Origin of the sequence: Paraburkholderia sp. 22098 (assembly GCF_052045935.1) — a bacterium.
Classification (GTDB): Bacteria; Pseudomonadota; Gammaproteobacteria; order Burkholderiales; family Burkholderiaceae; genus Paraburkholderia; species Paraburkholderia caledonica.
Genome location: NZ_JBQEPV010000001.1, coordinates 260,700 through 276,159 on the forward strand (window position 1 = coordinate 260,700; position 15,460 = coordinate 276,159).

The window sequence follows — 15,460 nt, forward strand, 5'->3', positions numbered from 1 at the left end:
CGACCCGGCCGCTCAAACGGTCGAATAACCGCCAAGACGCTTTATGAACACTAACGCTTCCAACCCCGCTCACCCGCTCGCTCATCTGTTCGACAACAACGACGCGTGGGTTGCCCGCAAACTGTCCGAAGATCCCGAGTACTTCTCGCGCCTTGCGCATCAGCAGACGCCCGAGTATCTGTGGATCGGCTGCTCCGATTCGCGCGTGCCGGCCAACCAGATCATCGGCTTGCCGCCGGGCGAAGTGTTCGTGCATAGAAACATCGCAAACGTAGTGGTGCATACCGATCTGAACTGTTTGTCGGTGATCCAGTTCGCGGTGGATCTGCTGAAGGTCAAGCACATCATGGTGGTCGGCCACTATGGCTGTTCGGGCGTGGGCGCGGCATTGCACGGCCGCCGCGTGGGTCTCGCGGATAACTGGCTGCATCACGTGCAGGACGTGCGGACGAAGCATGCCGCGCTGCTCGACGAATGGCCGCTCGGCGAGGCGCGTCACCGGCGTCTCGTCGAACTGAACGCTTTGGAACAAGTGGTGAACGTGTGCCGCACGACCATCATCAACGATGCATGGGCGCGCGGCCAGGAACTGACCGTGCACGGCTGGGCGTACGGCGTGCACGACGGCAAGGTGCGCGACCTCGGCATGACGATCAATAACGCGGCCGCGCTCGATGAAACTTACCAGCGCTGCGTCGCCGCCGTGTCGGCAAGCCGCGCGCATCAGGCGGACAACGACGTGGTCGCCGCCGATGCGGCCCAGCTTGGCGACGTGCCGGCTATCGTCGAAGGTGTGATCAAGGAGCTAAAACATGAGTGAGACAAAAATGAACGGCACAACGGCTGATCCAGTTGTAATCGTGAGCGCGGCGCGCACGCCGATGGCCGCGTTCCAAGGCGATTTCGCGTCGCTGACGGCGCCGCAACTCGGCTCGGTGGCGATCGAAGCTGCGGTTCAACGCGCGGGCCTCAAGCCCGAGCAGATCGACGAGGTGGTGATGGGCTGCGTGCTGCCGGCCGGCCTCGGCCAGGCGCCCGCACGCCAGGCCGCGCTCGGCGCCGGCCTGCCGCTTGCAACCGGCAGCACTACGGTCAACAAGATGTGCGGCTCCGGCATGCGCGCGGCGATGTTCGCGCACGACATGCTGGCCGCCCGCTCGGTGGACGTGATCGTCGCGGGTGGCATGGAGAGCATGACGAATGCGCCGTACCTGTTGCCGAAGGCGCGCGGCGGCATGCGCATGGGTCACGGCCAGGTGATCGATCATATGTTCTACGACGGCCTCGAAGACGCGTACGAAAAAGGCCGCCTGATGGGCACGTTCGCGGAAGAATGCGCGGCTTCGTTCGACTTCACGCGCGACGCGCAGGACGCATTCGCCGTCGAATCGCTGAACCGCGCGAAGCGCGCGAACGAAGACGGATCGTTCGCGTGGGAAATCGCACCGGTGAAGGTTGAGAGCCGCAAAGGCGAAGTCACCATCGATCGTGACGAACAGCCGTTCAAGGCGAACCTCGAAAAGATCCCGACGCTCAAGCCCGCATTCAGCAAAACCGGCACGGTGACGGCAGCGAACTCGTCGTCGATTTCGGACGGCGCCGCGGCTCTCGTGATGATGCGCGAATCGACGGCCAAGCGTCTCGGCGTCACGCCGATTGCGCGCGTGGTCGGCCACTCGACTTTCGCGCAGGAGCCGGCGAAATTCACCACTGCGCCGGTCGGCGCGATTCGCAAGCTGTTCGAGAAGAACGGCTGGCGCGCCGACGAAGTCGATCTGTACGAAGTCAACGAAGCGTTCGCCGTGGTGACCATGGCGGCGATGAAAGAGCACAAGCTGCCGCACGACAAGGTCAACGTGCACGGCGGCGCATGCGCGCTCGGCCATCCGATCGGCGCATCGGGCGCACGTATTCTCGTCACGCTGATCGGCGCGCTGAAACAGCGCGGCGGTAAGCGCGGCGTCGCGACGCTGTGCATCGGCGGCGGCGAAGCGACTGCAATGGGTATCGAACTGATTTGACGCGTAGTACGTACGTTCAAGCGTGTCACTTGGTCTGAGGTGAATCATGAAGACAGTGTTGATCGTCGGTGCATCGCGCGGCATCGGCCAGGAGTTTGTCCGGCAGTACAAACATAGTGGCTGGCGGGTGCTCGCCACCGCGCGCGACGGCGCCGCGCTCGACACCCTCACTCAGCATGGCGCGCAAACCTATTCCGTCGACGTGACCGAGCCGGAGGATATCGCCGCGCTCGGCTGGAAGCTCGATGGCGAGCATGTGGACCTTGCCATCGTTGTGTCGGGCGTGTACGGCCCGCGCACCGAAGGCATCGAAACCATCACCGCCGAAGACTTCGACCATGTCATGCACACCAACGTGCGCGGCCCGATGCAGCTGATGCCGATCCTGCTGCCGCTCGTCGAAGAATCAGGCGGCGTGCTCGCGGTGATTTCGAGCAAGATGGGCAGCATCGGTGAAACGAGCGGCACGAGCGGCTGGCTGTATCGCGTGAGCAAGGCGGCGTTGAACGACGCGCTCAAACTCGCGTCGCTCGACGCGCAGCGCGCCACGTGTGTGTCATTGCATCCCGGCTGGGTGCAAACCGACATGGGCGGCGCGCAGGCGGCGATCGACCCCGCGCGCAGCGTCGCCGGCATGCGCGAGGTGCTCAAGCAGGCCGCCGCGTCGCGCGAAGCGTTCAATGGCCGCTTTTATCAATACGACGGCACGCCGCTGGAATGGTGAGGAGACACGCTCATGGTGCTTGATCAGGACCACCTGATGGTCCGCGACGCGCTGCGCACATTCGTGCGCGAAGCAGTCACGCCGTACGCGGCGACGTGGGATCGCGAGCGCACGTTCCCGAAGGACGTTCACCGTCAACTCGCGGAACTTGGCGCATACGGCGTGCTGGTGCCCGAAACCTACGGCGGCGCCGGCATGGACGCGCTCGCGCTCGCGCTGATTCTCGAGGAAATCGCCGCGGGCGACGGCGGGACATCCACGGCGATCTCCGTGAACAATTGCCCCGTATGCAGCATCCTGCTGACTTACGGCAACGACGCGCAAAAGCGTGAGTGGCTCACGCCGCTCGCGCGCGGCGAAATGCTCGGCGCATTCTGTCTGACCGAACCGCAAGCCGGCTCCGACGCGTCGGCGCTGCGCACCACCGCTACACGGGACAAAGACGGCGACGCCTACGTGCTGAATGGCGTCAAGCAGTTCATCACGAGCGGCAAAAACGGCGACGTTGCGATCGTGATGGCAGTCACCGACAAGGCGGCGGGCAAGCGCGGCATCAGCGCGTTTATCGTGCCGACCGACAGCAAGGGTTACGTGGTCGCGCGAGTCGAAGACAAGCTCGGCCAGCATTCGTCGGACACTGCGCAAATCATCTTCGAAGACTGCCGCGTGCCGGCCGCGAATCTGATCGGCGCGGAAGGCGAGGGTTATCGCATCGCGCTGTCGGGGCTCGAAGGCGGGCGCATCGGCATCGCTGCGCAAAGCGTCGGCATGGCTCGCGCCGCGTACGAGGCCGCGCTGACCTATGCAAGAGAGCGTGAGAGCTTCGGTCAGCCGCTTTTTTCGCACCAGGCGGTGCAATTCCGCCTCGCCGACATGGCGACGCAACTGGAAGCCGCGCGTCAGCTGATCTGGCACGCGGCGTCGCTGAAGGACGCCGGTCAACCGTGTCTTACGGAAGCCGCTATGGCGAAACTGTTTGCGTCGGAAGCTGCCGAGCGGATCTGTTCGGCGGCGCTGCAGATCCACGGCGGCTACGGGTATCTCAGCGACTTTCCGGTCGAGCGGATTTATCGCGACGTACGCGTGTGCCAGATCTACGAAGGCACGAGCGACATTCAGAAAATATTGATCGCGCGCGGTCTCGGCTAGGGTTCGATGAGTTTGATGACTTCGATGAGTTCGAAAAACAGTCACAAGTCGTCCGCGCAGCGGCCCGCCGACTGCCCATGCGGCGGCGCGGTTCCGAGCCAGGCGAGCGCCGCAAGAGCGCCGCGCTTCGAGCAGTGCTGCGGTCGTTACATCGACGGCGGCGAGGTCGCGCCGCGCGCACTGGAACTGATGCGCTCGCGTTACAGCGCTTATGTTGTCGGCGCAACGAACTATTTGCGCGCGACCTGGGCGCCGCAAACCTGCCCCGCCGATCTGGACGACGACGTGTCGGCGCCCGACGCTCCTCGCTGGCTCGGACTGCAGATCAAGACGTTCGCGGAGATCGATCCGCGTCACGCGACGGTCGAATTCGTCGCCAGATACAAGGTTGCGGGCCGCGCGCACAGGCTGCACGAGTTGAGCCGCTTCATTTGCAACGACGAAGGACGCTGGCTCTACGTCGACGGCGATGTAAGCGAGTAGCTTTCAGCGCCTTTCTATTATCTGGCCGCGCGGCTGCGGATAATGCGGCGCCATCGCATATGGCCCCATAGAAGCGTCGTTTTCTTCCGTTGGCTCGGCGCCACAGGCCTCGCCTTACCTTTGCTCACCTGGCGCGCTGCGGTGCCGCGCAACGGCTTGCCAGCGCCTGCCCAAGGACCCTCAAGGGCCCATCTGCCGCCGCCCCCAGCGCGCGCCGCGCCGAGTCCACGCCCGCCATGCAAGCCCTCGCGCGATGCAGCAATTTTTTCGTCGCGGGTTCTCCTTGATTGCACAAAACAAAATTGTCGTGCCAGGATGAGGTCGTTGCTTCGTGACGCCGCGATGCGAGGACCAGTTGGTAAGGGTTCCGCAAGCCGCGCCGGCGCTCGGCCGATAACCAGATAGAAACGGTTACGGCTGCGGCGCCCGGCGGCAGACGTGGCGTTCATCATCGGCGCGTGGGGTCGCGTCGGCCGTTGGGTTTATCCCGTGCGATCTCGATTGACGTGCGTGCGCTTCGCGCAATGCGTACGTGAGCATCTTTTTGTTTGTCGCAAACGTGCACGAAAGGCGAATGTCGGCCGCGTGTTTCGATGAACGGACATGAGATGTCCAGGCAGTCTTTTCAGGCAGGTGCGTGAATGGTGTTGAGCAAGGTCCTTACGAAGTGTGCGGTGATTTGTGCAGCGGCCACGTGCGCTGTCGCAGTCGCTCAGGCGAATCCGCTCGCGGACGCCCAGCCCGGACCCCTCGCCCGCGCGCAGGTGCCGCGCATCGCGCTCCAGGACGACGTTTATCTGCCCACCGCGCGCCTGAATCAACAGATTATCCGCATACCCGTCGATGCCGACGGTGACATCACGCTTCAGACAACGGTCTACAAGCCGGACGGCGCAGGCCCGTTCCCGATGATCGTCTTCAATCACGGCAAGATTCCCGGCGATCCGCGTATGCAGGAGCGCAGCGACCCGCTGCCGCTCGCGCGCGAATTCGTGCGCCGCGGCTATGTGGTCGTAGCACCGAACCGCCAGGGTTTTGGCCAGTCGGGCGGCGTCTATCATCAGGACGGTTGCGACGTCGAACGCAACGGCATGTCACAGGCCGGCGATGTTGCGGCCGCCGTCGACTACATGTCGAAGCAGCCCTACGTCGACGCGTCACACATCGTGGTGGCCGGCACGTCACACGGCGGTCTCGCGACATTGGCCTACGGCACCGAGGCCGCACCGGGCGTGCGCGCGTTGATCAACTTTTCGGGCGGCTTGCGGCAGGACGCGTGCGGCGACTGGCAGGGCAACCTGACGCGCGCATTCGGCGCGTATGGCGACAAAACGAAAGTGCCGTCGCTGTGGATGTACGGCGACAACGACTCAGTGTGGAATGCGCCACTCGTGGCCGGAATGTACTCGGCGTACGTAGCGCACGGCGCAAGCGCGAAGATGGTCGACTACGGCAGCTACAAGAACGACGCACATCGGCTCGTCGGCGACCGCGACGGCGTGCATGTGTGGTGGCCGGCCGTCGAGGCCTTCCTCGCCCGCGTCGGCATGCCCACGGGCGTGCAGTACCGGGTATCGGATCCTTCGGCGCCCAAAGCAAGCGGCTTTGCTTCAGTAGATGCCGTAGACGCGGTGCCCTATGTCGACGAAGCTGGACGCAACGGCTATCGCAACTTCTTGCATCAGTATCCGAGCCGCGCATTTGCGGTGTCCGACACGGGCGCATGGTCGTGGGCCGAGGGCGGCGACGATCCGATGTCGGTCGCGATTGCTAATTGCCAGAAACAGAGTTCCGCGCCGTGCCGGTTGTATGCCGTCGATAGTTCTGTCGTCTGGGGCGATCAAGGTTCGCGGACGGCGGATAGTGGTGCCACCGGCGGGTCCGGATCTTCTGCCGACGAAGCACGGCGGGCTATTGCCAGTCGCGAGTGATGTTGCGATTGGGTTCTGGTTCAGATGCGCAGCGGTTTAGGGCATAAGTAGGGTATCGGTTTTTAGATACCGCCAACGTTCTCAAGGCGTCTGCCTGTTCTTTGCTGCCCCTCGTTTGAATTTCTTAAAGGCCCGCTTGGTGGGCCTTTCTTGCATTCCTCTGTGCTGCCAACCCAGCGAAGTGGCTGCACTTTCCATCGTGAAGACCAAACGTCCAGGCTGAGGTGCCATCACCTTTCGATGACCTAAAAGGAGTTGCGTCCGCTGCTCGGGTGCAAGCCTACTTAATGATCTTGCTGTTCGGTGAAACACGCTGATCGTTGCAAAGGCGTTCACAACCTCCGGCGCATATCGGGACCAATGTCACGGCGATCTGATTCAGTGTCTTGTTTCCCGCTCGATCAACGTCAGGATGCTTAATGGTTCTCTTATCCACCCAAACGTTGCTTTCCCTAACTCCAAGTTGAATTAGATAAGCCCGCAACGCCGACGCCCTCTGATCTGCGACCGTACTTGGGTCGCGTTCCTCAATATACCCTCCGGCATATACGATTCCGCGAATTTCAACGTCCGGCCATTCACGTGCCGCTATTACCATGTCGGCAATTCTCATGCGATCTGCATTCGGTATCTCGACGGAGTTCAGTGGCAAGCTATCTGCCATGTCTTCCGAGATAGTGCACGCATATCCATAGTGAGTCGCGAGTCCGATCCAGGACGCGAACACAAGAGTCGCGGCTTTCGAAAACGACAACCTCTTGCGCATATTTCGCCTAGTCTTCAAAGCCGACATAGCAGGTGATACTGTCAGCGTTTTTGATCGCTTTTCCAGGGTTGGTTTGCGCCCACAGCGACAATCCCACACTGATGCCGTACATGTCGTCCGTTGAGTCGAACACGTCTGTGAAATGTGTACACTCGTGAATGAGTGTGAACACTTTGTTACCCTTCCACAATTGCGCCTCCGGCGATGTGCAGTAGTGCGGATAGATTGCAATGATGCGCCTGGCGCTGTCTGGCTTGCATACCGCAGCGTCAGTCGAACCATTGTCGGGAAATACCGTGCAAGTAATGTTTCGTTGCCTCTGCTGGTCCCATCTGATCACGTTCTCGGGCTTCAAATTCCGGACTACATCAAGCAATTTGGGCAGGCCGACCGTCATCGCGGCGCGAACTTCTTCGCTTGAACTTCCGAACCATTTCTTTGCGCGCGCTTGCTCGCTGTAATCCCATCGGGCAAGCGACTTAATGCGATTATGAGTCAACGTTACGGCCGTGGCGCGGCTCGAAACAAACACGTCCCTAAATTCCCTGTTGGTCATATTCGAGCAGATCGGCGTCGGATCAAGAACCACGTCCACGCACGAATCGGGGCTCGTATTAGTGCAGGCAGTATCGTGGACCGTTATCCATTTGGTGTCTTCTGGCATTCTCAATTGTCTATTCGTAGTTGAAGGCCTGTGCTGATCTGATCGCGGTCCGCTACTGTCGGTCAGAATATTCACCGTCTCCAAGTGATTGCGCCACGTCGAAATAGAGGCGCTTCATCCCGTCAGTAGATATGCGCTGCGTCTTTCCGCTCGCGTCCGTGACACCACTCGCAATGGTTGCCTCGTTGAGGCGAACACGATAGCGCACGCCCACGAGGGGGCGGCCTGTCGAATCGGTAAGCGCAAACTGCTCGTCGTGCAGCGTATGTGGCCGAATCACGGATTCCGACACTCGCGCGGGGAAAGGCGATGCGTCGGGCGCACCGTCATCGCACCATGACTCGCCTGCGAGCGTCGCAATGATTCGGGGCGGCGTTGCGCAGTTACACAGAACAACGTCGCCGTGCGCGGCTGTTTCGCCCATAAAGTTGACGCGGCGCGGGCCTCCGGTTTTTGCAATTGCGCCTATGCTCTTGCATTGTTCGCAGTACGCGGCGCCGCCTATAAGTGCGACCTGATGGCCTCCATCGGCGCACGTACACATCCGACCTTCGTAATGCACGACATGCCCGCCTGTGTCGAGTTGATCGCCAACGACTGCAATACGACGCAACATGATTGCCCCCTCACTGGCGAGTCAGTTCGGCGCCGTGCTCGTTCACGGGAACGAACACGGTGGAACTGCGCATGTCGCGATGCGGACCATCGTCAATCACGTCGCCGTTATCAAGCGCAACGGGGTTGCCGGCATAGATAGACACGCTGCCTCCGCCGTCCAGGATGACTGCGTCGCTGCCGTCGCCATACGTCACAGCGTCACCAACATCTGTGGCGGGACACTCGCAGACGCGCAATTTACTTCCGCTTGTGGCACATCGGCCGCGCTCGGTCCGCGCTCCGATCATGCCGAGAGCGTACTTAGTGCTTTTACGTTCCTGCTCATGCAACATTTGAATATCCTTACTTTGTGCGGATACACCCGGCCGGCCACGCAACCGGCTCTCGGTCAGCCAACTACGGCTATAACTCGCCGAACATCTTTAGTCTCCGCTAGAGGCGGCTGGAATCGGATAACTCCGAAAAGTGCATGGCATATCCAACCCACAGAGACTCCCCCCAAAACTCGATCCCGCCGGGCAACTGCCTGGCGATCATGTGCCGCGCGCATGCGTGTGCATGGCCCCTTATGCAGTTTGTAATAGACGCTGATCATCAAAATTGCCGCCTCGGTTTCGAGGCGCAGGTCATCGGTGCGGCGATCAACAATTCCGGCCTGCTGACTGGTCGCCTGCATGTCGACTGGTTTGATGCATGCGGCAAGGTGATTTGCGTATCAGAAATCAACGAGAGTCGCATCAGGAGGAACGAATGCGCAGAGGTACAAACCTGTCGCACTCCCGTTGGCACATCGGCTGATGAGATCGGCCTGGGCGTCCGGGCGTCGCGACGTTAAAAAAGTGGGGCCATGTATCCCCTCCTGAATTGTCACAGGCGTGCGCACACGCGATGACTTCGACGACGCAGCAGAACGGGGATACGGGAGTTGCCCGCGAAGTGAAGCAGACACCGCTCGCGAACCACAAAGACGCCCTACGCAACAAACCCAGAAAGGCCGCGCGGCCGAAACCGCCTGACGTGCTGAAGGCAATCAGTGAGGCCACGGGTCCGCCATCACTCGTAGCTGCCAGCAAGCCCGTCACATCTCCCCGCTCGTCCCCCTTCCTCCGAATCTCGCCCACTACCCCCAATTACTTTGCCGTCGTCAACTCCGGCGATTTGCCAGCTTCAGATTCAAACGCAAATCACCTGTCGCGAACACCGCTGAACCCCGCGGCGGCCAGCGAAAAGCACGGTCAAAGGCCTAGTGCAAAGGCCCAAATAAACCGCTAATCTCGACCCCGCACGCTAGCCGAGGGCTGCGCGCAGCGTCGCCAACGCGCACGCGCCGCGCCCGGAAAAACTATAAAAACCAATCACGGCAGCAGCAAGAAAAGCTTCTCTGGAGTACCTCTTGGAAAATTCAGCAACACCGTCAATATCGACCGAAGACTGGGTGGCCCGCAGCCTGCGCGCGGTCTGGCACCCCTGCACGCAGATGAAGCACCACGAGCGCCTTCCGCTCGTGCCGGTCTCGCGCGGTCAAGGCGCGTGGCTGTACGACCGCGCCGGCCATCGTTATCTGGATGCGATCAGTTCGTGGTGGGTGAATCTCTTCGGCCACGCAAACCCGCGCATCAACGCGGCACTCAAGGACCAGCTCGATACGCTCGAGCACGCCATGCTCGCCGGTTGCACGCACGAACCCGCGATCGAACTCGCGGAGCGCCTCGGTGCGCTCACACACGGCACGCTGGGTCACGCGTTCTTCGCGTCGGACGGCGCATCGGCAGTCGAAATTGCGCTCAAGATGAGCTTCCACTCGTGGCGCAATCGCGGTTTCGCCGACAAGCAGGAATTCGTCTGCATCGCGAACAGCTACCACGGCGAGACCATCGGCGCGCTCGGCGTGACCGACGTCGCGCTGTTCAAAGACGCCTACGACCCGCTGATCCGCAACGCGCACGTCGTCGCGTCACCCGACGCGCGTCTTGCGAAACCAGGTGAGACGGCTGCGGATGTCGCACGTCGCGCGCTCGACCATGTACGCGCGCTCTTCGAAGCCCGCGCCACGAAGATCGCGGCGCTGATCGTCGAGCCGCTCGTGCAGTGCGCAGCCGGCATGGCCATGCACGACGCTTCGTATATCGCCGGCCTACGCGCGCTGTGCGATCAATATGGCGTGCATCTAATAGCTGATGAAATCGCCGTTGGCTGCGGACGCACGGGCACCTTCTTCGCGTGCGAACAGGCTGGCATCTGGCCGGACTTTCTGTGCCTCTCCAAAGGTATAAGCGGTGGCTATCTGCCGCTTTCCATCGTGCTCTCGCGCGACGAAATCTTCGAAGCCTTCTATCACGACGACACCGCTCGCGGCTTCTTGCACTCGCATTCGTACACCGGCAATCCGCTCGCGTGCCGCGCCGCGCTCGCCACGCTCGATCTATTCGCGACCGACAACGTGCTCGCAGCCAACGCGCAAAAGTCGGCAAAGCTGATGGCTGCGCTCGCGCCGCTCGCGGAGCATGAACAGGTGCGCAACCTGCGGCAATGCGGCACCATCGTCGCCTTCGACGCGGTAATCGAAAACCCTCAGCATGCCAAAACATTCTCGCGCCGCTTCTTCGAAAACGCGTTGCAACGTGAACTGCTGCTGCGCCCCATTTCGACCACGGTTTATCTGATGCCTCCATACATTCTCGACGACAACGAACTCGCGCTGCTCGCCTCGCGCACTCGCGAAACGTTCGAAGCAACGCTCGCGCAGGTCTGCTAATGCATCTTCTCGACAGACTCTCAGAGGGGCTGAAGGAAATCGACGAACGCGGCCTGCGCCGTCGACGCCGCACGGCCGACACGCCCTGCGCCGCGCACATGACGGTCGACGGCCGCGAGATCATCGGCTTTGCGAGCAATGACTATCTCGGGCTCGCCGCGCATCCGCAACTAATCGCGGCCATTGCCGAAGGCGCGCAACGCTACGGCGCGGGCAGCGGCGGTTCGCATCTGCTTGGCGGCCACTCGCGCGCGCATGCGCAGCTCGAAGACGACCTTGCCGAATTCGTCGGCGGATTCGTGGATACGCCGCGTGCGCTCTACTTCAGCACTGGCTACATGGCGAATCTGGCGACGCTCACCGCGCTCGCGGGCCGCGGCACGACGCTCTTCTCCGACGCACTGAATCACGCGTCGCTGATCGACGGCGCCCGTTTATCGCGGGCAGACGTGCAGATCTATCCGCACTGCGATATGGAAGCGCTGAGCGCGATGCTCGACGCGTCGGACGCGGATGTGAAAGCGATCGTCTCCGACACGGTGTTCAGCATGGACGGCGACATCGCACCGCTGCCGCGTCTGCTGGAACTCGCGGAACAGCATGGCGCATGGCTGATCGTCGACGACGCGCATGGTTTTGGCGTGCTCGGTCCGCAAGGCCGCGGCGCCGTCGCAGACGCCGCGTTGCGTTCGCCGAATCTGATTTCCATCGGCACACTCGGCAAGGCGGCGGGCGTGTCGGGCGCGTTCGTCGCCGCGCACGAGACGGTGATCGAATGGCTCGTACAGCGCGCGCGTCCTTATATTTTCACCACGGCATCCGTGCCCGCGGCAGCGCATGCGGTTTCGGCGAGTCTGCGCATAATCGGCGGCAATGAAGGAGATGAACGCCGCGCGCATTTGCGGCAATTGATCGAACGCACGCGCGCGATGCTCAAAAGCACGCCGTGGATTCCCGTCGATTCGCACACTGCCGTGCAGCCGCTCGTGATCGGCGCGAACGAGGCGACGCTGAATATTGCGGCCTCGCTCGACCGCGCCGGTCTGTGGGTTCCCGCAATCCGTCCGCCGACCGTGCCCACCGGCACATCGCGCTTGCGCATATCGTTGTCGGCCGCGCATTCGCAGGCGGATCTCGACCGGCTGGAAGCGGGCTTGCAAGATGCAGGAGCGCAAGCCATATGACCGCCGCGAACTCTGCCCTGTCGCTATTCGTCACCGGCACCGATACTGAAATCGGCAAGACGTTCGTCTCTTGCGCACTGTTGCGCGGTTTCGCGCGCGAAGGTCTGCAAGCCGCCGCGATGAAGCCGATCGCTGCGGGCGCGTTCGAACTGAACGGCGAACTGCATAACGAAGACGCGGATCAGCTCGACGCCGCTTCGACCGTGCTGCTGCCGCCCGCGATGCGCACGCCGTATCTGCTGAAGGAACCCGCGGCGCCCCATATCGCGGCTGCGCTGGAGAACGTCGCCCTCGATATCGACCATATCGTCGCTTGCCATGCGCAGGCGTTGACGCGCGCCGAGGTGGTGGTCGTGGAAGGTGTCGGCGGTTTCCGCGTGCCGTTGACCGCTACACATGACACCGCCGATCTCGCCGTCGCGCTGAAGCTGCCGGTCGTGCTGGTGGTCGGCATGCGCCTCGGCTGCATCAGCCACGCGTTGCTCACCGCTGAGGCCATCGCCGCGCGCGGGCTTACGCTTGCTGGCTGGGTAGCGAATCGCGTCGACCCGGACATGACTTTCCCCGACGAAAACATCGCGTCTATCCGCGAGCATCTCGCACGTGAACACGGCGCGCCGTTGCTCGGCATCGTGCCGCATCTGCGCCCAACGGCGCCGGAACTCGCGGCTGATCAACTCGACATCAACCGGCTATTGCAGACGCTGCGTGACGCGCAGCGCTGAATCAACCAACACATCCATTCATGAGGATTGAACACATGACGCAACTGAACATCGCCCCCGCGCGTGCTGAAACGGCCGCCAGCGACTCCAATGCAAATGCCAATGTCGATGCAGCGGGGAAGCAGCTCGCGCGCTGGCGCGTTGCCGATATCGTCGCGTTGTATGAACTGCCGTTCAACGACCTGATGTTTCGCGCGCAGCAAACGCATCGCGAACATTTCGATGCGAACACGGTGCAACTGTCGACACTGCTTTCCATCAAGACCGGTGGCTGCGAAGAAGATTGCGCGTACTGCCCGCAGTCCGTGCATCACGATACGGGCCTGCAAGCGGACAAGCTGATGCCGGTCGACGAAGTGCTCGCCGCCGCGAAGGCCGCCAAGGAAAACGGTGCGACGCGCTTCTGCATGGGCGCCGCGTGGCGCAATCCGAAAGACCGGCACCTCGAGCCGATCAAGGAGATGATTCGCGGCGTGAAGGCGATGGGTCTGGAAACCTGCGTGACGCTCGGCATGCTCGAAACGCATCAGGCGCAGCAACTGCGCGAAGCAGGCCTCGACTACTACAACCACAACCTGGACACGTCGCCGGAGTTCTACGGCCAGATCATTTCGACGCGCACTTATCAGGACCGTCTCGACACGCTCGAACGCGTGCGCGACGCCGGCATCAACGTGTGCTGCGGCGGCATCGTCGGACTGGGCGAGTCGCGCCGCGAACGTGCGGGCCTGATCGCGCAACTGGCGAACATGGACCCGTACCCCGAGTCGGTGCCCATCAACAATCTGGTGCAAGTGGAAGGCACGCCGCTGACAGGCACTGAATCGATCGATCCGTTCGAATTCGTTCGGACGATTGCGATTGCGCGCATCACCATGCCGCGCGCTATGGTGCGCCTGTCGGCCGGTCGCGAGCAGATGGACGAAGCGTTGCAGGCAATGTGCTTCCTCGCAGGCGCGAATTCGATTTTCTACGGCGATCAGTTGCTCACCACGAGCAATCCGCAAGCGGAAGCAGACCGCAAGCTACTCGAACGCCTCGGCATTCGCGCCGAAGCCGCGCAGCACATGCCGCTCGATAAAAGCGGCTGCGAGCATGGTTGCGAACACGAGCAACCGGCACAGGCCGCGACGAACTAAGTACACTGACCGCGCGCTATAAATGCCGCGCAATGAAAAAGGCCGCTTCAATATGAAGCGGCCTTTTTTATCTTCAGTCCGAAAAGTTACTTCTTGTCGACGATGATCTGATCGAACGTTCCGCCGTCCGAGAAATGCGTTTGCTGCGCTTTCTGCCAGCTGCCGAACATTTCTTCGACGGTGAATGTCTTGATCGGCTTGAATTCGGCGGCGTGCTTCGCGAGCACGTTCTTGTCACGCGGACGCAGATGATGTTGGGCGATGATCTCCTGCGCGGCCGGCGACCATAGATAGTCCAGGTAAGCCTGCGCCTCCTTGCGCGTGCCGCGCTTGTCGACCACTTTGTCGACGATCGATACCGGCGGCGCCGCAAGCAGGCTCACCGACGGATAGACCGCTTCGAAATTGCCCGCGCCCACGCCGGTATTGATCAGCGCGACTTCGTTTTCGAATGTCACCAGCACATCGCCGATGCCGCGCTGCGTGAACGTCGTCGTTGCGCCGCGGCCGCCCGTGTCGAGCACCGGCACATTCTTGAAGATCGCTTTTTCGAAGTCGAGCGCCTGTGCGTCGCTGCCGCCATGCTGCTTGCGGTATCCCCATGCGGCCAGATACGTATAACGCCCGTTGCCCGAAGTTTTCGGATTCGCGATCACCACTTGCACGCCGGGCTTCGCCAGATCATCCCAGTCCTTGATGCGCTTCGGATTGCCCTTGCGCACGAGGAACACCATCGTGGTCGTGTACGGTGCGCTGTCGTCCGGCAGACGCGTACGCCAGTTGGCGGGGACCAGTTGGCCCTTTTCCGCGAGCAGGTCGATGTCGTTCGGCTGGTTCATCGTCACGACGTCCGCCTGCAAACCTTGCAATACCGACAACGCCTGCGCGCTCGACGCGCCATGCGACTGGCGAATCGATACGCTCTCGCCGCTCTTCTGTTTGTACGCGGCGATGAAGCCGGCATTGATGTCCTTGTACAACTCGCGCGTCACGTCGTACGACACGTTCATCAACGACGTCTCCGCGTGCGCTGCCGACACGCTACCGAGCGCAAGCGCGGCTGCCGTAAAACCGGCCGCCAGCCAGCGCGTTGTCCCCGTCCTGTATGCCATGTTGTCCCCGCTATCGATGATAAAACCTGTGGCCGCGCAATTGCGCAGCGTGAAGCGGGATTCTAGCGGATCGCCTGTGCGCGCCGAGGCCGAAGTCGGGGCGCGCGATGGTCGTCGCATGCCGGGCATCGAGCGGCGCACGATGAGAAGCCGAACAGGTCTGCCGAACAAACGGGCCAGAACCAGCGC

The 15,460-nt window shown here is 62.0% G+C and carries 14 protein-coding genes; 11 read left to right on the plus strand and 3 right to left on the minus strand.

Annotated features, from left to right (window positions below; translation table 11 throughout):
• The first annotated feature begins 43 nt into the window (after window positions 1-43).
• The 6 genes from can to ACTJLB_RS01260 all read left to right on the plus strand — a co-directional run bounded on the left by can (window position 44) and on the right by ACTJLB_RS01260 (window position 6,308).
• The gene (gene can, locus ACTJLB_RS01235) at window positions 44-820 is read left to right on the plus strand and encodes a carbonate dehydratase (RefSeq protein WP_020067124.1); all 777 of its coding nucleotides are present in this window, start codon (window positions 44-46) and stop codon (window positions 818-820) included.
• Entirely contained in the window at window positions 813-2,021 is a 1,209-nt protein-coding gene (locus ACTJLB_RS01240) for an acetyl-CoA C-acetyltransferase (protein ID WP_440782216.1), read from the plus strand. The genes can and ACTJLB_RS01240 overlap by 8 nt, the downstream gene beginning before the upstream one ends.
• Window positions 2,022-2,067: 46 nt before the next feature.
• Window positions 2,068-2,745, plus strand: coding sequence for an SDR family oxidoreductase (locus ACTJLB_RS01245; RefSeq protein WP_440782217.1), 678 nt, complete (start codon window positions 2,068-2,070; stop codon window positions 2,743-2,745).
• A gap of 12 nt (window positions 2,746-2,757) precedes the next feature.
• Window positions 2,758-3,894, plus strand: a complete 1,137-nt coding sequence (locus ACTJLB_RS01250) for an acyl-CoA dehydrogenase family protein (RefSeq protein WP_088173228.1) — start codon at window positions 2,758-2,760, stop codon at window positions 3,892-3,894.
• Between the two features lie 15 nt (window positions 3,895-3,909).
• Complete coding sequence (locus ACTJLB_RS01255) at window positions 3,910-4,377, plus strand: YchJ family protein (RefSeq protein WP_440782498.1); 468 nt, start codon at window positions 3,910-3,912, stop codon at window positions 4,375-4,377.
• Window positions 4,378-5,018: 641 nt separating this feature from the next.
• The gene (locus tag ACTJLB_RS01260; RefSeq protein ID WP_087751676.1) at window positions 5,019-6,308 is read left to right on the plus strand and encodes a dienelactone hydrolase family protein; all 1,290 of its coding nucleotides are present in this window, start codon (window positions 5,019-5,021) and stop codon (window positions 6,306-6,308) included.
• Window positions 6,309-7,081: 773 nt separating this feature from the next.
• On the opposite strand, the gene ACTJLB_RS01265 is transcribed toward ACTJLB_RS01260, so the two are convergent.
• A complete protein-coding gene (locus tag ACTJLB_RS01265; RefSeq protein ID WP_440782218.1) occupies window positions 7,082-7,669 on the minus strand; it encodes a M35 family metallo-endopeptidase in 588 nt (195 codons plus the stop codon).
• A gap of 695 nt (window positions 7,670-8,364) precedes the next feature.
• On the minus strand, window positions 8,365-8,499 hold the full coding sequence (locus ACTJLB_RS01270; RefSeq protein ID WP_310065887.1) for a hypothetical protein: 135 nt from the start codon (window positions 8,497-8,499) through the stop codon (window positions 8,365-8,367).
• Between the two features lie 326 nt (window positions 8,500-8,825).
• Here ACTJLB_RS01270 and ACTJLB_RS01275 point away from each other — a divergent pair, with 326 nt between their 5' ends.
• From ACTJLB_RS01275 to bioB, 5 genes are all read left to right on the plus strand, one after another.
• Window positions 8,826-9,191 (plus strand): hypothetical protein, encoded by a 366-nt coding sequence (locus ACTJLB_RS01275; protein WP_204522707.1) that lies wholly within the window; start codon window positions 8,826-8,828, stop codon window positions 9,189-9,191.
• Between the two features lie 558 nt (window positions 9,192-9,749).
• Window positions 9,750-11,111, plus strand: a complete 1,362-nt coding sequence (gene bioA, locus ACTJLB_RS01280) for an adenosylmethionine--8-amino-7-oxononanoate transaminase (RefSeq protein WP_440782219.1) — start codon at window positions 9,750-9,752, stop codon at window positions 11,109-11,111.
• Window positions 11,111-12,295: an 8-amino-7-oxononanoate synthase gene (gene bioF, locus ACTJLB_RS01285; RefSeq protein WP_440782220.1), complete on the plus strand. Its 1,185-nt coding sequence runs from the start codon at window positions 11,111-11,113 to the stop codon at window positions 12,293-12,295. Before bioA ends, bioF begins: the two co-directional genes overlap by 1 nt.
• Window positions 12,292-13,020, plus strand: a complete 729-nt coding sequence (gene bioD, locus ACTJLB_RS01290) for a dethiobiotin synthase (protein ID WP_440782221.1) — start codon at window positions 12,292-12,294, stop codon at window positions 13,018-13,020. The genes bioF and bioD overlap by 4 nt, the downstream gene beginning before the upstream one ends.
• Window positions 13,021-13,055: 35 nt before the next feature.
• Window positions 13,056-14,159 carry a biotin synthase BioB gene (gene bioB, locus ACTJLB_RS01295; RefSeq protein ID WP_440782222.1) on the plus strand — a complete coding sequence of 368 codons (1,104 nt, stop codon included), beginning with the start codon at window positions 13,056-13,058 and terminating at the stop codon, window positions 14,157-14,159.
• An 86-nt stretch (window positions 14,160-14,245) separates the two neighbouring features.
• On the opposite strand, the gene ACTJLB_RS01300 is transcribed toward bioB, so the two are convergent.
• Window positions 14,246-15,271 (minus strand): sulfate ABC transporter substrate-binding protein, encoded by a 1,026-nt coding sequence (locus tag ACTJLB_RS01300; RefSeq protein ID WP_440782223.1) that lies wholly within the window; start codon window positions 15,269-15,271, stop codon window positions 14,246-14,248.
• Between the last annotated feature and the right edge of the window lie 189 nt (window positions 15,272-15,460).